Here is a 16,064-nt window from a genome sequence, read left to right on the forward strand (position 1 = left end):
GCACCGCGCCTCCTCGGCTGTCGTCGCAGGCTGCGGTAGACAAGGGGGCATGTTCACCGACCTGCCCGAACCCGCCCTGCGGGAGTACCGCAGCACCCAGACGGACCCCGACGACTTCGACGAGTTCTGGGCGACCACGCTCGCCGAGACGCGGGCGCACCCGCTCGACCTGCGGGTCGACCGGGTCGAGACGGGGCTGACGACGGTCGACGTGTACGACGTGACCTTCGCCGGGTGGGCGGGTCAACCCGTCCGGGCCTGGCTGCGTGTGCCCGCCGCAGCGAAGGGTCCGCTGCCGGCGGTCGTCCAGTTCGTCGGCTACGGCGGCGGACGCGGGGCCGCCGTCGAGAACCTCTTCTGGTCGTCGGCCGGGTTCGCCCACCTGCAGATGGACACCCGCGGCCAGGGTTCGGGGTGGAGCCTCGGCGCCACCCCCGACCCGGACGGTTCGGGCCCGGCCCACCCCGGCGTCATGACGCGGGGCATCGACTCGCGCGAGACCTACTACTACCGGCGGGTGTTCGCCGACGCCGTCCGCGCCGTCGAGGCCGCGCGCGAGCTCGACGTCGTCGACGCCTCCCGGGTGTCCGTCGTCGGCGGCAGCCAGGGCGGGGGCATCGCCCTCGCCGTCGCGGGACTCGTCCCCGACCTCGCCGCCGTCGCGGCGTACGTGCCGTTCCTCTGCGACTTCCGGCGCGCGACCGTCATCACCGACGCCGACCCCTACAAGGAGATCGGACGCTACCTGGCGGTCCACCGGCACCGCGCCTCCTCGGTGCACGACGTGCTCGCGTACTTCGACGGCGTCAACTTCGCGAGGCGGGCCACGGCCCCCGCCCTGTTCACGACGGCGCTGATGGACCCGACCTGCCCGCCGTCGACGGTGTTCGGCGCGTTCCACGCGTACGCCGGGGCGGCCGACGTCACGGTCTGGCCGTACAACGGGCACGAGGGCGGCGGGTTCGAGGACGACCTGCTGGCGCTCGCCCTGTTCCGCGGCGCCGGGGCCTGAGCCGGCCCGCGCACCACACGACGCCGTCGAGTGGGCACGACACCGTGACGTGCAGCGGTGCCGTGTCCACTGGGTGGCGTCCCGGGCGGGAACACGGCGGCGCCGGGTCTGGTTGGCTCCGGGCATGAAGTCGATCGTGTACTCCGAGACCGGATCCGCCCCCACCGTGCTGCAGCTCGTCGACCGCGACCTGCCCGAACCCGCCGCCGGGGAGGTGCGGGTGCGCGTCGTGTTCTCGGGCGTCAACCCCACCGACTGGAAGTCCCGTGCGGGCGGCGGGCCCGGCGAGTCGCTGCCCTTCCCCGAGGTCACGCCCAACCAGGACGGCTCGGGCGTCGTCGACGCCGTCGGCGAGGGCGTCACCGGCCTGTCGGTCGGCGACCGCGTCTGGACCTACCTCTCGGCCCACCAGCGCCCCACCGGCACCGCGCAGGAGTTCACCGTGCTGCCCGCCTCGCGCGTCGTCCCGCTGCCCGACGGCGTCGGCCTCGACGTCGGTGCGAGCCTCGGCGTCCCCGCCATGACCGCCCACCGCGCGCTCACCGTGTGGGAGGACGGCCCGAGCCGCCTGGCCCCCGGCAGCCTCGACGGCGCCGTCGTCCTCGTCGCAGGAGGCGCGGGTGCGGTCGGTCACGCCGCCATCCAGCTCGCCCGCTGGGCCGGGGCCACCGTCGTCACGACGATCAGCAGTGACGAGAAGGCCGCCCTCGCCACGGCCGCCGGTGCCCACCACGTCGTCAACTACCGCACGGACGATGCCGCCACCCGGATCCGCGAGATCGCCCCCGACGGCGTCGACGTCGTCGTCGAGGTCGCCATCTCGCAGAACGCCGACCTGTTGGCCGAGGTCGTCGCCCACCGCGCCTCCGTGGCCATCTACGCCGACAACGGCGGCGACACGACGACCATCCCGATCCGCGCGAACATGATCACCAACACCCGGTTCCAGTTCGTCCTGCTCTACACCGTGGGCGAGGAGGCGCTGCAGGCGGCCGTCGAGGACGTCACCGCAGCCCTGCGTGACGGCGTCCTGCCGGTCGGCGAGGCCGCCGGCCTGCCGCTGCACACCTTCCCGCTCGCCGAGACCGCTGCGGCACACGAGGCCGTCGAGGGCGACGTGGTCGGCAAGGTGCTGATCGAGGTCTCCGCCGAGTAGTCGACCAGTCGACCGGCGCCGTCTCGGCGGACGCGGGGCGGGGCGGGCGGCGCTGGCTAGGCTCGCGGGGTGACCGACGCCGCCCGCCGACCCGCGCCTCCTGCCCCACCCGTCCCGCTCAGCCCGGTGCAGGCCGAGGCCGTCCGCCGTGGCGAGCTGCCGCCCGTCGAGGAGGTCAGGCACGGCGTCTGGTCGGTCGCGTTCGAGTTCGGCGACGGCATCGACGACCACTCGTTGGGCTACGTCGTCGAGGGTTCCGACGGTGCGCTGACGGTCATCGATCCCGGGTGGGGAGTCGAGGCCAACCTCGACCGTCTCGAGAGCGCCCTCGCCGACGTCGACCACTCGCTCGCCGACGTCGACCTGATCGCCGTCACCCACCTGCACGCCGACCACCTGGGCGGAGCGGAGGCCCTGCGTCGGGCCTCCGGCGCGCGGATCGCCCTGCACGCCGCCGAGCAGCGCGCGCTGGGCGAGCGCACGTCCGACGCCGCGGCCGCCGACGCCGACATCGCCCGGTGGGGCGCACCCCGGGACGACCAGGAGGCGCTGGTCGCGTCGTGGGGGTCGGGTCGCCACCTGCCCGCGCTCACCGCCGACCTGCTGCTCGGCGACGGCGACGTGCTGCCCGTCGCGGGGCGGCTGCTGCGGGCGGTGCACACCCCGGGTCACACGGCGGGCCACCTCTGCTTCGTCGAACCCGAGCAGAGGCTCGTCTTCACGGGCGACCACGTGCTGCCGCGGATCAACCCCGGCATCGGCCTCGGCGGGCGCACGGGAGCGAACCCGTTGACCGACTACCTCGCCTCGCTCGACCGCATGGTGGCGCTCGACGTCGCCGGCCCCGACGCCCTCGAGGTGTGCCCCGGCCACGAGTACCGCTTCGTCGGCCTCCGCGCGCGGGCCGAGGCCCTGATCGAGCACCGCGCCGACCGCAGCCGTGACGCGGCCGCCGCCCTCGACGCGCTCGACCGGCCGACGGTGTGGCAGGTCGCCGAGCGGATGTCGTGGAGCGGCGGCATCGCCTCGTTGCACGGCTACCGGCTCGGCTCGGCGCTCGCCCAGACCGAGTGGCACGTCCAGGACCTCGGCCGCGCCGACGAGTTGCGCGCCGCCTGACACCCGCCCGAGGACGTGGCGAGGTGACCGGCCTAGTGTCGAGCGCGGCCCCGGGGGACGCACCGCGCCTCCTGCCGGGACCGCCATCACGACCGAGGAGAGACATGAGCACGACCACGACCCCCACCCGCACCGCCCTCGTCCTGGGCGGTGGCGGCATCACCGGCATCGCCTGGGAGCTCGGCGTGCTGTCGAGGTTGCTCGAGGCGGGCGTGCCGGTGGACGAGGCCGACCTCGTCGTCGGCACCTCGGCCGGATCGGTCGTCGGGACGATGGTGCGACTCGGCCGGGTCGACGAGGGCCTGCGAGAGCAGTTCGAGGCCGTGACCGAGCTGCCCTCGGGCTCGATCGACCCCGAGGTGTTCCAGCAGACCCTCGGGCAGGCACTCGCGGGGGCGACCGACCAGCAGGAGGCGCGGGCCCGCATCGGCGCCCTGGCGCGCGAGACGCCCGTGGTCGCGGACGAACCCGAACTCGTCACGACGATGCGGGACCGCTTCGGAGGCGCCGCCTGGCCCGACGCCGCCCTGACCGTCTGCACCGTGGACGCCACCGACGGCACGTTCCGCCCGCTGGACGCCGGCTCGGGCGTCGACCTCTACCGCGCCGTGGCCGCGAGCTGTTCGGTGCCCGTCGTCTGGCCCACCGTCGAAGTCGACGGCCGCCCGACCATGGACGGCGGGGTCCGCTCGGGCACCAACGCCGACCTGGCCGACGACTACGACCGCGTGCTGGTGCTGTCGTGCGGCCCCGAGCTCGACGTCTCGCCGCTCGGCCCGACCCTGCCGCAGGTCGTCGCCGCCCGACGCACCGCCGGTCGGGACGTGCTGGTCGTCGAGGCCGACGCCGAGTCCCTGCAGGCGTTCGGCACCGACGTGCTCGCCACGAGCACCCGGCGCCCGGCCGCCGAGGCCGGTCGTCGGCAGGCCGAGGCCGTCCTCGACGACGTCCGCGCCTTCTGGTCGGGCGGGGTCGCCTGACCCACGCCGCGCAGACCGCGGGGGCGGTGGGCCGGTACCCTCGGGACGTGACCACCGCCTCCCCCACGCTCCGCATCGCCCTCGTGTCGCTGCACACGTCCCCCGGTGCCGAGCCCGGGTCCGGGGACGTCGGTGGCATGAACGTCGTCGTCCGCAACCAGGCCGAGGCGCTCGGCGCCGCGGGTCACGAGGTCGAGATCCTGACCCGCCGGTCCTCGTCCGACGAGCCCGCGAGCCTCACCCTCGCCCCGGGCGTCACGCTGCGATTCCTCGACGCCGGCCCGGCCGAGCCGGTCACGAAGGGCCGCAACGAGCTCTACGTCGACGAGTTCCGTGACCGGCTCGCCGAGCTCGGCCCGTGGGACGTCGTCCACTCGCACCACTGGTTCTCGGGCATGGCCGCGCTTCCCGTGGCCCGCGCCCTCGGCGTGCCCCACCTGCAGAGCTTCCACTCGATCGCCGCCCACGACTCGACCCCCCTCTCGCACGGCGAACGCGCCGAGTCCCCGGGCAGGATCGCCGGAGAAGAACGGCTCGCCCGCGAGTCCGACGCCGTCGTCGCGATCAGCCACGCCGAGGCCGAGACCGTCACCTCCCGTCTCGGCGGCTCGCCCGACCGCGTCCACGTCGTCCTGCCGGGCGTCGACGGAGAGCTCTTCCACCCGGCGGCAACGGGCCGGACCGCCCCGGGCCGCCCGTACGTCGTCGTGGCGGGGCGACTCGAACCTCTCAAGGCCCCCGACCTCGCCCTGCGCGCGGTGGCGGCCGTCCCCGCCGAGGTGCGTCCCGACCTCGTCATCGCCGGAGGTGCCTCGACCGAGTTCGCCGGGTACGAGTCCGAGCTGAGCGCCCTGAGCGACGACCTCGACCTCACCGTGCACTTCCTGGGCCCGCGATCACGCCCCGGCCTCGCGGCCCTGCTGCGGGACGCCGCCCTCGTGCTCGTGCCCTCCCACTCCGAGACCTACGGGCTCATCGCGCTCGAGGCGGCGGCCAGCGGGGTCCCGGTGATCGCCGCGGCGTCGGGCGGCCTCCGCGAATCGGTCGTCGACGGCGTCACGGGCATCGTGCTGTCGCAGCGCGACCCGCAGGCCTGGGCCCGGGCGATGACGCAGGTGCTCGCGGACGCGGGGCTGCGTGACCGGCTCTCGCGCGCCTCCCGGTCCCACGCCCTCGACCACCCGTGGTCGCGTTCGGCGGACGACCTCGTCGGCGTCTACTGCGGGTCGCTGGCGCGACAGGGGTCGCCCTGCGTCGCGGCCTCGGCCTGACCCCTCGCCGCTCACGCTCCGTCACCAGCCCGTTGACGGGGGTCGGGCCTAGGCTCGGGTCGTCCCGCGGTGGCGCGCAGCCGCACCCCCGTGCCGCCCCACCAGATCGCCCGACCACCCCAGGAGGCCACCGATGACCGACGACACCTTGCTGCAGACCCTCATCGAGCAAGAAGAGCGTCTCGTCTTCCGGCGGTTCACCCTCGACGTCGCCCTCGACCTGGGCGCCCACCTCCTGGCCGAGGCCCGGCGCCGTGACCTGGCCGTCGCCGTCACCGTGCGGCACGGTCGGCAGCGCGCCTTCCACGCGGCCCTGCCCGGCAGCAGCCTCGACAACGACGAATGGCTCGACCGCAAGGCCCGTGTCGTCGAGCGGTACGGGCAGAGTTCCTATCGGGTGGGCGAGTCCTTCCGGGTGCAGGGTGGCACGTTCGACGAGAAGTCGCGCCTCGACACCGACCTCTACGCCGCGCACGGCGGGCTGTTCCCCGTTCGGGTCGCGGGCGTCGGCGTCGTCGGCTCGGCCGGCGTCTCGGGCCTGCCGCAGGCCGACGACCACGCGTTCGTCGTCGACGTGATCGAGGACTTCCTCGACCACGGCTACGACGCCTGATCCCACCGCCCGAGCACCACGTGGACGACCCGACCCCAGGAGGCGTGGTGCCGGCCCCCGAGCCCCCATCGGACGATCAGGCGGCCGCGTCGCTCCGAGCCCTCGTCGAGCAGGCGGCCGCCGACCTGGCCGCACGCGAGGCGCGCACCGAGGCCCTCGCCCGCTACAAGCCCGCCCGACGCATCGTCGTGGTGAAGACCGCCGAGTCCCTCGAGCCCGCCGGGCGCGCCTGGCGACTCGGCGTGCTGCTGCTCGGCACCGACGGCCGGGTCTTCGAGACCGGTCGCATCACGCGGGCGGTGACGCCGACCCGTTCACAGCACCTGTCCGCCCAGGTCGAACAGCGCAAGGCCGAACGGCGGGCGGCCGTGCGCGGCCACTTCGCCGAGGGCGAGGTCGTCAACTACGCATACGAGCCGGTGGACCTGTCGACCGCGGCGTTGCAGGGCGGCGAGCAGCGCCTCCTCGTCCGCGACGGGCACGCCCTCGTGCGGTGGGGCACGGCGACCGGCGAGGTCCGCGACCTCGCCGCCTACCTCGCCGATCGGGCCGAACTGCTCTAGCTCGCGGTCCCCTGTGAGGGCGGCGCGGCGGGTGCGGTCGTCGCGGCGGGCTCGGCGGGCTCGGCGTCGAGGAAGGGCAGGTCGCCGAGGTCGATGTTCGGGTTGGCGTCCTGCGTCTCGACCAGCTCGTGCGCCTCGGCCTCGGTGGCCACGCTCGGCATCGAACCGGGAAGCGGGCGCTGCGACGACTCCTTCATGAACCACACCGCGACGGCACCGATCAGCGAGGTCGCCATCAGGAAGAACGCCGGCACGAGTTCGTTGCCGGTCGCCTGCAGCAGCGCCTGGATGATCAGGGGCGTCGTCCCGCCGAACACGGCGATCGCGACGTTGTACGACACGCCCATCGCGCCGTAGCGGCTGGCCGTCGGGAAGAGCGCGGGCAGTGACGACGCCTGGCTGGACACCCAGAGCGCGACGCTGACGGCGAGCAGCGACAGCCCGGCGAGGGTCGTCGCGATGCTGCCCACGCCGATCAGGAGGAACGCGGGCAGGGCGAGCAGCAGCACCGATGCGGCACCGAGCCACATGACGGGACGACGACCGATCCGGTCGCTGAGGCGCCCGGCGACGGGCAGCAGCAGGGCGAGCAGCACGAGCACCGGGATGGTCAGCAGCGTGCCGTGCAGCGGGTCGTAGCCGAGCGAGTCGGTCAGGTAGGTCGGCATGTAGCTGGTCAGCGCGTAGCCGACGGTGTTGGAGGCGGCGACGAGGCCGATCGCGATGACGATCGGACGCCAGTGCTGACGGACGAGGGCCAGGGTGTTGCGCGGACGGCCCTGCGCGTCGGCGATCTCGCCCACCTTGTTCTCTTGAGCGTCCTGCGTCGCCTGGAACGCGGGCGACTCCTCGATCTTCAGGCGGAAGTAGATCGCGACCACGCCGAGCACGCCGGCCAGCAAGAAGGGCAGCCGCCAGGCCCAGTCGAGCATCTGCTGCTCGGTGGTCAGCAGCTGCAGCACCGACACGACGGCGGCACCGAGCGCGAAGCCCAGGTAGCTGCCGAGGTCGAGGATGCTCGCGAAGAAACCGCGCCGCTTGTCGGGTGCGTACTCGCTGACGAACGTCGTCGCCCCGGCGTACTCACCACCGGTCGAGAAGCCCTGCAGCAGCTTGAGCACGACGAGGGCGACCGGGGCGAGGGCGCCGATCGCGGCGAAGTCGGGCAGCACGCCGATCAGGAAGGTCGCGCCGGCCATCAGGATGAGCGTGGTCGCGAGCACCTTCTGACGTCCGACCCGGTCACCGAGGCGGCCGAAGACGACCCCGCCGAGCGGACGCGCGACGTAGGTCGAGGCGAAGACGCCGAGGCTGAAGAGGATCTGCAGCGACGGGTCGGCCTCGGGCAGGAAGACCCGGCCCATCGTGACGGCGAGGTAGCCGTAGACACCGACGTCGTACCACTCCATGGTGTTGCCGACGACGGTGCCGCCGATGGCGCGCTTCATCATCGCCGGGTCGACGACGGTGACGTCGTCGACGCGCAGACGCCGCGGGCGCCTCCGTCCGGAGGCGCGGGTCGGGCGGTCGGGACGGGTCTCGCGGGCAGGGGTGGGTGGGGTTCCCATGAACGACGTTCCTCTGGATCTCGGGCGCCGGTCGGTCGGACGGGCGCCTCGGCGATCGAGCTGCGGAGGGGCGGTGCCCGGCTGCCGCGGCCCGAGTGGTCGGGTCGACGGGCGGCAACGTTACCGGCATGTCGGTGGCGGATTGCCAGGGCATTCGGAGGGAGGCCCATCGATCGCCCAGCCGACGTGGGACGAACTGTCGAGCGGACCGCCTATCCTCGACGACGACTTCCGTGCCGGTCGCCGCCCGCTGATCGCCACGCCACCCGACCCTCAGGAGGCCCGCCGTGCGCCGCGTGCTGATCACCGTCTCCGTCGTGTTCGGAGTCGGGCTCGTCGCCTTCGTCGTCGCGATCGCCATGGTCGTCTCGGCCCTCACGGCGCCTCGCGACGAGGAGGTCACGGCGATCACGTCGACGCCCGTACCCGCGTGCCCCGAGGTCGACCCGGTGATGGTCGGTGACATCGAGGTGCCGGCCGGGCCGGTCGCCGGCTACTGCCAGGACCGTCTCGTGAACGCCGCCTACATCATGCTGGCGGGCCGGGCCCAGGGCATCGGAGAACACACCCAGGCGATCGGCGTCATGACCGCGATGGGTGAGTCGAGCCTGCGGAACATCGACTACGGCGACGCCGTCGGGCCCGACAGCCGAGGGCTCTTCCAGCAGCGGGACAACGGCCAGTGGGGCACCTACGAGCAGCGCATGGACCCCTACACGGCGGCGACGAGCTTCTTCACGAAGCTCGTGGCGATCCCGGGCTGGAAGGACCTGACGCCGACCCAGGCGGCGCACGCCGTGCAGGTCAACGCCGACCCCGACCACTACACGAGGTGGTTCCCCGACGCCGAGGTGGTCGTGGCGGCGCTGTCGAGCTGAGCCGCGCCTCCTCGGGTCGGGGAACGGTCGCGTCTACTTCGCGCGACGGCCGATGCTGCGACGGTCGCGCCAGGCGCCCGTCGACCAGAGCGAGAGCAGGACGAGCAGCGGCTGGAAGATCAAGCGGAAGGCGCGCTTGCCGTCGGTGTCGAGGCCGAATGCGTCGGTGTGCGTGACGAGCTGCGAGATGTTGCCGGGGAAGATCGCGGTGAAGAACGCCGCGGCGACCCAGCCGACCGTCACGCGGTGCTTGGGGGCGACGACGAGGGCCGCGCCGATGCCGATCTCGACGACGCCGGAGGCGAGCACGACGAAGTCGTCGTCGAGCGGCAACCATTCGGGCACCTGGGCCTGGAACGGCTCACGGGCGAACGTGAGGTGGCTCGTGCCGGCGAAGACCAGGGCGCCACCGAGGGCGATGCGGCCCAAGGTGCGGGCGAGGGACGTGGGGCGGGGGCGGGGTCGTCTGGACATCCGTCCAGTCTCCTCCTGTCGGGGCCCTCGTCCCTACCAGCCCATCGTGCCGGGCGCGCCCTTGAACGGGCCGACCAGGTTCGCGGTGATCCAGCCGCCGTAGAAGTCGCCCTCCTGCGCCTGGACCACCTCGCCGTCGATCTCGCACGAGTCCATGGCACCCGGGTAGATCGCGACGTGGTCGACGAGGGACTCGTAGCCGGGCCAGGGGGCGGCGTAGGTCCAGCCGGCGCGGCGCGCGACGACTCCCCCACCGGTCACGTCGAGGTAGCCGGCCTGGCCCTTGAACTCGCAGAGGCTGCACCCCTCGGCGCGCGACAGGGCTCCTGCGGTGAAGTCCGAGCGGGGCAGGTAGTAGACGGGCGGGTGGCTCGTCTCGAGCACGCGGATCGCGGCCGTCGTGTCGGCCACCACGACGCCGCCGAGACGGACGACGACGCGCTCGGTGCGGGGTTCGACGCGTGGCGGGCGGGGGTAGTCCCAGACGGACTCCTGCCCGGGGCCGGGCTCGACGCGGACGGGGTGGGACGGACGGGAGGGGCGGCGGAAGGCGGGCATGGCCTCATGATGCGCCGCGGGGCTGAGACGCCGCACCGGGTCGCCCGAGAACGCACGGCACTGCCGTCCGGCGACCGATCGCGATGGCCGGACGAGCCCCGACTCCACCACGAGGCTGATCCCCGACCGACGAATCGCACGTACCGCACGTACCGCACATACCGTTGAAGCATGCAGCGACCGGCTCCTGATCCTCCCGAGAGGCCCCGCTAGACGATCGGCTGACGGACGCCCTCGTGCCGCTGTGCCATGGGAGCGATGACGGCTTCCCAGAGGGTCTCGTCGTCGACGACTGTCGACGTGGGGACGAGCCCGAGCCGTTCGGCCACCCGGGCTGACGCCGCGTGGTCAGGGTGGACGTAGGCGCGAAGACGCCCGACACCCATCGAGGTCAGCCACGTCACGACAGCTGTCGCCGCCTCCACAGCGAGACCGCGACCCTGTTCCGAGGCCGTGACCAGCCACGCGAGGTCAGCAACGAGGTCAGCCCTCTCGCGGGTGAGCGTCGCCTGGACGAATCCGACGGCCGGCCCACCGCCAGCAGATCGGATGATCCAGTTGAGCCACCCGGCACGTCCATCTTCGGACTGACCCGTCGACTGACGGCGGTAACGCGCTTCGAGTTCCTCGAGCGTCGGAGGCTCCCCACCCGTGAACCGGTACAGATCCTGTGGCGCCAGAGCGACCACCATCTCGCTCGCGTGCTCCACGGCGAGCGGCTCCAGAGAGAGACGATCCGTTCGGAGGGCTTCAGCCCGGGGCCACGACATGACCCGAGCTTCGCAGGTCGACAGGACACCCGTGTCCCGGCGAAACGATGTGCCTACCTGCTCGTCGCCTCGTCCGTGGCGGCACGGGAGAGGGGATAGGCGCGGTCCAGGCGCGGACTGAGGACGACGAGGAACACGAACATCGACAGCAACCACCCGGCGACCCAGTAGGCGGGAATCGAGAAGATCACGACGTTCGGCACGACGTCGGTGGCGACGGCGACGACCACGGCGATCGTGAAGAGCACACCCACCCCGTAGTACAGGGCTCGGAAGCCCTCCTCGACGCGGCCTCGGCGTTCCTGCTGGCGAGTCGTCCGCTCGTCGAGCGCCGTCACGGAGCGGCCGTAGTCGTCCTCGGCGACCGTGACGAAGAGATCACGAACCGGGACACCGAACGCCTTCGCCACCCGCGACAGCGTGTCCAGGCTCCCCTCGTTACCCGCCTCGAGCCTCTGGACGGTGCGGACGGTCACGCCGCTCTCGTCCGCGAGGCGTTCCTGGGTCCAACCCGTCTGGGTCCGGAGATCGACGATGCGTGTCTCGTTCATGCACCTCACACTAAGAACGACCAGCCCCGAGGTCCACGACACGGACCCGACAGACACCCGACATCTTCACGACCGAGCACCTCGGGGCCCCCAGTCCCGATCATCACCTCTACCGCAGCAGTCCTCGGTCTCAGATGGGGTCCGATGAACGATCGTCCATCCGGACGGCCGGCTGCCCGGTCAGAGCTGCACGTGAGCCAGTCAGCTGTCGAGCACGAGGACCCAGAGGGCCAGGACGACACCGGTCACAACGAGCAACCCGATTCCGGACCAGAACCACGGAGCGCTCGGACCGCGCTCCGCCCTGGCCCGCGCGATGCCGTCTCGGCGAACGGCCATCACACAAGCGCGTCCGATCAGCCCAAGTCCCCCGAGGGCGACGATCACGAGCCCCGACCAGGTCCACCACGAGAACTCCATGTGATGAGGATGCCGGATACGACGAACTACTGCGCGCGGGCCGCTGACCGGCAGCCACTGTCTCACCGACCGATCGTCTATCGGGACGCCTCGTCAAGGCTTGCGGCGCACACCCTGTCGGTGGCCGAGCCATGCTGCCAGCACGAGCAAGCTGATGACGACGATGGCCGCGCCCACAAGGCTTGCGGTCGAGAACATGTGCACACCCTCGGCTGTGAACGTCGTAGCCGACAGGGGCGCATAGGCGAACCACCCGAAGGACACCGGCTGCGCCGCCGCGATGGCAAGGACGACGATGCCCACAACCAACGCGGCCAGGCCGGCAACCAGAACGAGGCGGGAAGTCAGACCAGCACGACGCGTCATGCCTGGACCATAGCGCGCCGGTTCGCGCACCAGGATGCCCGCGACATGCCCGTCGTCCAACAGACTGATGGATGTGACCGGTGGCCGATCCCCTATCGGAACGGACCGAGCAGAAGACATTGCGTTGAGCTGAAGTCGTGTGCGTATGCTCGCAGCATCACCAGCCGCACTGTCGCGAAGGGTAGAACACGATGATCCGACGACGCGTCCTCGAAGCTTTTGCAGGAGCAGGCGTTCTCTGCTTACTGCTCTCAGGATGCAGCGGAACCGCTGCGGCGGGAACCGACGACCTGCCAACCTTCACGTCGATGGACCAACTCGTCTCCTCCGTTGATGAGCACCTTAGCTGCGACACCGACCCTGCCGGAGATCCTGTCACCCCGATGAACGGCGATGCCCTGCCCACGGACCAAGTGCTGTGCCTGCCTCACGTGCAGATCGACCTCTATGGGGACCAGGCGGCACTGGACAAGGCTCTTGACCTGTGGAGCGATACCCAACAAGGTCCCGTGCCATTGGTGCATGGCGGCAACTGGATGGTGGTGGACCTCACCGGGGTGGCTACTGGTGAGCCGTCGGCCGTTGACCTAGAAGGGCTTGCATCAGAGATGGACGCCGAATACGAGACCGTCACCTCCTGACGACGCGCCGGTGACCGGCGAGCGATCGTCTACCGGGCATGCAGAAACGATCGTTTTCTGGTCAATCGCAGTCTGCGGAAACCGCACACTAGCCTCGTCACATGACGACGCGGGACGATCACGGACGCTCCATCGACCAAGTCCAAGATGCTCTTCACCAAGCCATGCGCGGTGGCGACGTAAGCCATCTTCGTGAGTTGCTTTACGAGCGCCTGACCTTCGAGTTGCCGGGCGGGTCAGTGATCGGCCGTGCAGCTGATCTCGATGCTCATGCCTCGGGAGCAACACGATTCGACAAGCTGTCCGAGCTTCATCGGTCAACTCTGGAACAAGATGGTCATGGCCGGACATCGTCGCTCGTGGACATCGTCGTATTCGATAAAGGCCACCGCATGGAGGCTCACATGATGGACCGCCGCTTTTGGTCGATCATCGAGGGTCGTTGGCAAGTAGTGGCGGGCAGCGCCGAACCGTCCGCATAGACCCCTGGGCTCGAGTTCTACGCCAGCACCCAACCGGCAGGCTGGGTGCTGTCGCTCGGAAACGATCGTTTCCGGTGTTCAGCCGGCGTAGGAACCGAAACTCTGTGCCACAACCTGGAGTGGTTTCGGTATGCGAAGCGATCGCCTCGGTCGGTACTACGGTCAGCCGGCGTTCCCGTTCGTCCCCGGTTACGACGTGGTGGGCGCCGCGCGCCGCGACCGCCTCCACTACGCACTCGGCACGCTGCTGACCGTGCTCGCCGGAGTCGCGCTTATGCTTCCACCGCTTGCGACCATGACCGTGATGGCTGTGGTCGGCGGCGGCGCGTACGTGCTCGCGGCCGCCTTGGCGCACCGGCACCACCGCTCGCAGTCGTCCACGGTCCGGTGAGGGAGCGGACATGCCTCGACCGAACCGGTGGCGCCGCACGGCCCCACTCGATCATCGCGCCCGCGTCAGCATCGGCACCGCCTGGGCCTCCGCGCTCCTGGTCGGCACCGGGTGGGCACTCGTCGCCACTGCGCCCATCCTGATCCTCGGGATCGCCGCCGCCACAAAGGGTCCGCGCTGGCGAATCGTGCTCCCGCCAGCAGCGGCATTGGCGCTGTCACAGGCTGTCGCCATCGCGCTCTGGGCCACCCGTGAGACGCCGCCGCCGAGCTTGACGAAGGATCTCGACCCCGTCCATGCCGGCATCACGGTGGCGCTGGGTGCGATCGCGGCCCTCACCGCCCACTACGCCGTTCGCCGCGATCGGAACCGCCCCGGTCCTCGCGCGACTGCCTGACCGGGTGAACCTCATCTGCTCCTCGACACCCACGAAACGGACCGACGGCATCGACGGCCCCTTCGGTCGGCAGTGGCGCCAAGCCATCGTGCGTCTCGCGCCGTCCCGGCGCATGGCATCACAGACCGCCGTTTGGCACACTGTGCGGGTACACTGTGCCAGTCGTTACGAGAGAGGCACGCCGTGCGTCACATCCGCCACGCATCCACCGAGGCCATGCGCCTCGTCCGCGAGCACCGCGCCGCGTTCATCGCGATCCACGCGGGGTACCTCGGGCTGTTCCTCGTCGGCATCGGCCTCACGGCCGTCATCCCCGAGCTGCGGCCGGGCGGTCTCGGTGCGCTGGGGGCTGACACGGGAGCCCAGGGGGTCGGCACCGTCATCGCCGACGCGTACCGCAGCGGCAACGTCGCGCTCGCGGCAGCGGTCACGCTCGCGGTGAACCTGCTGCTCGCGTCCATCGTCCAGACGACGCTGCCGAGCCTCGTCGTGCCGTTCCTCGGGGTGCTGCTCACGCTGGCGCGGGCGCTCTCGTGGGGTGTGCTCTTCACGCCGTTCGGCGCTCAGGACTCCACCTTCCTCATCCACTACGTCACGCTCGCGATCGAGGGTGCGGCCTACGCGACCGTCGGGTTCGCAGCCTGGGTGCAGGGGCGCCGAGTGGTGCAGCCGCAGCGGTTCGGCCTCCCGACGCGAAGGGCCGGATGGCTCGCGGGCCTTCGGGCCACCGCATCGCTCTACCTCTGGGTGGTCGTGCTGCTCATCGTCGGCGCCCTCTACGAGGCGGTGACGGTCATCGCTTTCATCGCGTGACGCGATCAGCATCGGCAGCGTCGGCGCGGTGCGGCAGGATCGAAGGATGGATGTGGTGCGCCGGATGAGCGAGCACGGATGAGCGGGCACCGATGAGCGAGCGGCGGGAGCAGATTCTGCACGCGGCGCGCGAGCTGCTCGTGGCCGGTGGTGCGACCGGTCCGAGCGTTCGCGCCGTCGCGGCTCGGGCGGGCGTCGGCGCCAGCACCCTGCGCCACTACTTCCCTACGCAGGGGGAGCTGCTCCGAGCGGTGTTCGCGAGCATCTCCGACGGCCGGGCGTTCGACGCGCGCATCGCCGATCGCGACGCTCCCGCATCCGACCGGCTCGTGGCATGCCTCGCGCAGCTGCTGCCGCCGAGCCTGCCGGTTGAGACTTGGCTTGCGGTGCTCGGCGGGATGCTCGGCTCGGAGTCGAGCGAGGGGTCGCGGTTGGCATGGACGGACTTCGCCGAGCGCTCGCTGGATCGTGTTGTCGGCTGGCTGCGGGAGCTGCGGGCGCAGGACGCGCTGGTGCCCGGCGACCTCGACCGGCAGGCGCGGCTGCTGCTCACGGTGGTCGACGGGCTCGCTGCCGCCCGTATGCTCTCGGCCGCCGAGGTCGATGCCGAGCGCGAGCTCGCCGTGCTGCACGATGCCGTGCACCCCATGCTTCGCCCCGCCTAGCGACTGCGCCGGCCTCGCTGGGTGCGGTTGCTGCCTGGGGGTGCGCGTTCGCCCTCGCTCCCTCGACGGTTGGCGGCGTGGGGCGGCCTCTCACCACTCCTCGAGCCGCTTCTTCCTGCGGCCCGTCCGATGGCGATGCAGCGTCTGCGCTCGGCACGCTCGCCGCTCCTCCGAGCAGGGTCGCGAACATCGAGAACTGGTGCTGCCGCGCGCCCGAACCTCCGCCTACGGGGAGGTGACGGTGGGACGGGTCGTCGACATGTCCGCCGCGTAGAAGGCGGCCAGCATGGGCCCGAGGAGGGCAGGGTCCGCGGTGAAGCCGACGAGAACACAGGTGAGCACCCACATAGCCAGGACGTCCGTCCCGATCGCCGCG

Annotated in this window: 21 protein-coding genes; 14 read left to right on the forward strand and 7 right to left on the reverse strand. The window is 71.6% G+C overall.

The window, feature by feature from the left end; genetic code table 11:
- The first annotated feature begins 49 nt into the window (after positions 1-49).
- The 7 genes from ASE87_RS06105 (at position 50) to ASE87_RS06135 (ending at position 6,714) form a co-directional block, all read left to right on the forward strand.
- Complete coding sequence (locus tag ASE87_RS06105) at positions 50-1,012, forward strand: acetylxylan esterase (protein ID WP_056226641.1); 963 nt, start codon at positions 50-52, stop codon at positions 1,010-1,012.
- A gap of 124 nt (positions 1,013-1,136) precedes the next feature.
- Positions 1,137-2,168 carry an NADPH:quinone reductase gene (locus ASE87_RS06110; RefSeq protein WP_056226642.1) on the forward strand — a complete coding sequence of 344 codons (1,032 nt, stop codon included), beginning with the start codon at positions 1,137-1,139 and terminating at the stop codon, positions 2,166-2,168.
- Positions 2,169-2,237: 69 nt separating this feature from the next.
- A complete protein-coding gene (locus ASE87_RS06115; RefSeq protein ID WP_082452311.1) occupies positions 2,238-3,287 on the forward strand; it encodes an MBL fold metallo-hydrolase in 1,050 nt (349 codons plus the stop codon).
- Positions 3,288-3,391: 104 nt separating this feature from the next.
- Positions 3,392-4,267 (forward strand): patatin-like phospholipase family protein, encoded by an 876-nt coding sequence (locus ASE87_RS06120; RefSeq protein WP_043594886.1) that lies wholly within the window; start codon positions 3,392-3,394, stop codon positions 4,265-4,267.
- A 47-nt stretch (positions 4,268-4,314) separates the two neighbouring features.
- Positions 4,315-5,538, forward strand: a complete 1,224-nt coding sequence (locus tag ASE87_RS06125; protein WP_056226936.1) for a glycosyltransferase — start codon at positions 4,315-4,317, stop codon at positions 5,536-5,538.
- 133 nt (positions 5,539-5,671) lie between these two features.
- The gene (locus tag ASE87_RS06130; RefSeq protein ID WP_043594885.1) at positions 5,672-6,151 is read left to right on the forward strand and encodes a heme-degrading domain-containing protein; all 480 of its coding nucleotides are present in this window, start codon (positions 5,672-5,674) and stop codon (positions 6,149-6,151) included.
- A gap of 20 nt (positions 6,152-6,171) precedes the next feature.
- Complete coding sequence (locus ASE87_RS06135; protein WP_137848193.1) at positions 6,172-6,714, forward strand: hypothetical protein; 543 nt, start codon at positions 6,172-6,174, stop codon at positions 6,712-6,714.
- Here ASE87_RS06135 and ASE87_RS06140 read toward each other — a convergent pair.
- A complete protein-coding gene (locus ASE87_RS06140) occupies positions 6,711-8,282 on the reverse strand; it encodes an MFS transporter (RefSeq protein WP_056226647.1) in 1,572 nt (523 codons plus the stop codon). The two genes, ASE87_RS06135 and ASE87_RS06140, sit on opposite strands and share 4 nt — an antisense overlap.
- Positions 8,283-8,569: 287 nt before the next feature.
- On the opposite strand from ASE87_RS06140, the gene ASE87_RS06145 reads away from it, so the two are divergent.
- Entirely contained in the window at positions 8,570-9,160 is a 591-nt protein-coding gene (locus ASE87_RS06145; protein ID WP_056226649.1) for a hypothetical protein, read from the forward strand.
- 33 nt (positions 9,161-9,193) lie between these two features.
- Here the strand turns inward: ASE87_RS06145 and ASE87_RS06150 are convergent, their stop codons facing one another.
- The 6 genes from ASE87_RS06150 to ASE87_RS06175 all read right to left on the reverse strand — a co-directional run bounded on the left by ASE87_RS06150 (position 9,194) and on the right by ASE87_RS06175 (position 12,359).
- The gene (locus tag ASE87_RS06150) at positions 9,194-9,634 is read right to left on the reverse strand and encodes a membrane protein (protein WP_043594883.1); all 441 of its coding nucleotides are present in this window, start codon (positions 9,632-9,634) and stop codon (positions 9,194-9,196) included.
- Between the two features lie 33 nt (positions 9,635-9,667).
- Positions 9,668-10,192 (reverse strand): DUF427 domain-containing protein, encoded by a 525-nt coding sequence (locus tag ASE87_RS06155; RefSeq protein WP_056226651.1) that lies wholly within the window; start codon positions 10,190-10,192, stop codon positions 9,668-9,670.
- Positions 10,193-10,401: 209 nt separating this feature from the next.
- Positions 10,402-10,962, reverse strand: a complete 561-nt coding sequence (locus tag ASE87_RS06160; RefSeq protein ID WP_056226653.1) for a GNAT family N-acetyltransferase — start codon at positions 10,960-10,962, stop codon at positions 10,402-10,404.
- 53 nt (positions 10,963-11,015) lie between these two features.
- The gene (locus ASE87_RS06165; protein ID WP_056226655.1) at positions 11,016-11,513 is read right to left on the reverse strand and encodes a helix-turn-helix transcriptional regulator; all 498 of its coding nucleotides are present in this window, start codon (positions 11,511-11,513) and stop codon (positions 11,016-11,018) included.
- 201 nt (positions 11,514-11,714) lie between these two features.
- Positions 11,715-11,933, reverse strand: coding sequence for a hypothetical protein (locus tag ASE87_RS06170; RefSeq protein ID WP_043594879.1), 219 nt, complete (start codon positions 11,931-11,933; stop codon positions 11,715-11,717).
- Positions 11,934-12,026: 93 nt separating this feature from the next.
- Positions 12,027-12,359 carry a cbb3-type cytochrome c oxidase subunit I gene (locus ASE87_RS06175; RefSeq protein ID WP_235472205.1) on the reverse strand — a complete coding sequence of 111 codons (333 nt, stop codon included), beginning with the start codon at positions 12,357-12,359 and terminating at the stop codon, positions 12,027-12,029.
- A gap of 131 nt (positions 12,360-12,490) precedes the next feature.
- Between ASE87_RS06175 and ASE87_RS06180 the strand changes: the two genes are divergently transcribed.
- The 6 genes from ASE87_RS06180 to ASE87_RS16640 all read left to right on the forward strand — a co-directional run bounded on the left by ASE87_RS06180 (position 12,491) and on the right by ASE87_RS16640 (position 15,688).
- Complete coding sequence (locus tag ASE87_RS06180; RefSeq protein ID WP_157489691.1) at positions 12,491-12,940, forward strand: hypothetical protein; 450 nt, start codon at positions 12,491-12,493, stop codon at positions 12,938-12,940.
- 101 nt (positions 12,941-13,041) lie between these two features.
- Complete coding sequence (locus tag ASE87_RS16040; RefSeq protein ID WP_157489693.1) at positions 13,042-13,422, forward strand: nuclear transport factor 2 family protein; 381 nt, start codon at positions 13,042-13,044, stop codon at positions 13,420-13,422.
- A gap of 130 nt (positions 13,423-13,552) precedes the next feature.
- The gene (locus ASE87_RS06185) at positions 13,553-13,813 is read left to right on the forward strand and encodes a hypothetical protein (RefSeq protein WP_056226662.1); all 261 of its coding nucleotides are present in this window, start codon (positions 13,553-13,555) and stop codon (positions 13,811-13,813) included.
- Positions 13,814-13,823: 10 nt separating this feature from the next.
- Positions 13,824-14,210, forward strand: a complete 387-nt coding sequence (locus tag ASE87_RS06190) for a hypothetical protein (protein WP_056226664.1) — start codon at positions 13,824-13,826, stop codon at positions 14,208-14,210.
- A 183-nt stretch (positions 14,211-14,393) separates the two neighbouring features.
- Entirely contained in the window at positions 14,394-15,023 is a 630-nt protein-coding gene (locus ASE87_RS06195) for a hypothetical protein (RefSeq protein ID WP_056226666.1), read from the forward strand.
- Positions 15,024-15,115: 92 nt separating this feature from the next.
- Positions 15,116-15,688, forward strand: coding sequence for a TetR/AcrR family transcriptional regulator (locus tag ASE87_RS16640; RefSeq protein ID WP_056226668.1), 573 nt, complete (start codon positions 15,116-15,118; stop codon positions 15,686-15,688).
- Positions 15,689-16,064: the final 376 nt, after the last annotated feature.

Source organism: Frigoribacterium sp. Leaf44, assembly GCF_001421865.1.
Classification (GTDB): domain Bacteria; phylum Actinomycetota; class Actinomycetes; order Actinomycetales; family Microbacteriaceae; genus Frigoribacterium.

Bases quoted from the DNA above. Each gene is read 5' to 3' on its own strand.
- ASE87_RS06105 (WP_056226641.1), top strand. From the start codon at position 50: ATGTTCACCGACCTGCCCGAACCCGCCCTGCGGGAGTACCGCAGCACC.
- ASE87_RS06110 (WP_056226642.1), top strand. From the start codon at position 1,137: ATGAAGTCGATCGTGTACTCCGAGACCGGATCCGCCCCCACCGTGCTG.
- ASE87_RS06120 (WP_043594886.1), top strand. From the start codon at position 3,392: ATGAGCACGACCACGACCCCCACCCGCACCGCCCTCGTCCTGGGCGGT.
- ASE87_RS06130 (WP_043594885.1), top strand. From the start codon at position 5,672: ATGACCGACGACACCTTGCTGCAGACCCTCATCGAGCAAGAAGAGCGT.
- ASE87_RS06140 (WP_056226647.1), bottom strand. From the start codon at position 8,282: ATGGGAACCCCACCCACCCCTGCCCGCGAGACCCGTCCCGACCGCCCG.
- ASE87_RS06150 (WP_043594883.1), bottom strand. From the start codon at position 9,634: ATGTCCAGACGACCCCGCCCCCGCCCCACGTCCCTCGCCCGCACCTTG.
- ASE87_RS06155 (WP_056226651.1), bottom strand. From the start codon at position 10,192: ATGCCCGCCTTCCGCCGCCCCTCCCGTCCGTCCCACCCCGTCCGCGTC.
- ASE87_RS06160 (WP_056226653.1), bottom strand. From the start codon at position 10,962: ATGTCGTGGCCCCGGGCTGAAGCCCTCCGAACGGATCGTCTCTCTCTG.
- ASE87_RS06165 (WP_056226655.1), bottom strand. From the start codon at position 11,513: ATGAACGAGACACGCATCGTCGATCTCCGGACCCAGACGGGTTGGACC.
- ASE87_RS06170 (WP_043594879.1), bottom strand. From the start codon at position 11,933: ATGGAGTTCTCGTGGTGGACCTGGTCGGGGCTCGTGATCGTCGCCCTC.
- ASE87_RS06180 (WP_157489691.1), top strand. From the start codon at position 12,491: ATGATCCGACGACGCGTCCTCGAAGCTTTTGCAGGAGCAGGCGTTCTC.
- ASE87_RS16040 (WP_157489693.1), top strand. From the start codon at position 13,042: ATGACGACGCGGGACGATCACGGACGCTCCATCGACCAAGTCCAAGAT.
- ASE87_RS06185 (WP_056226662.1), top strand. From the start codon at position 13,553: ATGCGAAGCGATCGCCTCGGTCGGTACTACGGTCAGCCGGCGTTCCCG.
- ASE87_RS06190 (WP_056226664.1), top strand. From the start codon at position 13,824: ATGCCTCGACCGAACCGGTGGCGCCGCACGGCCCCACTCGATCATCGC.
- ASE87_RS16640 (WP_056226668.1), top strand. From the start codon at position 15,116: ATGAGCGAGCGGCGGGAGCAGATTCTGCACGCGGCGCGCGAGCTGCTC.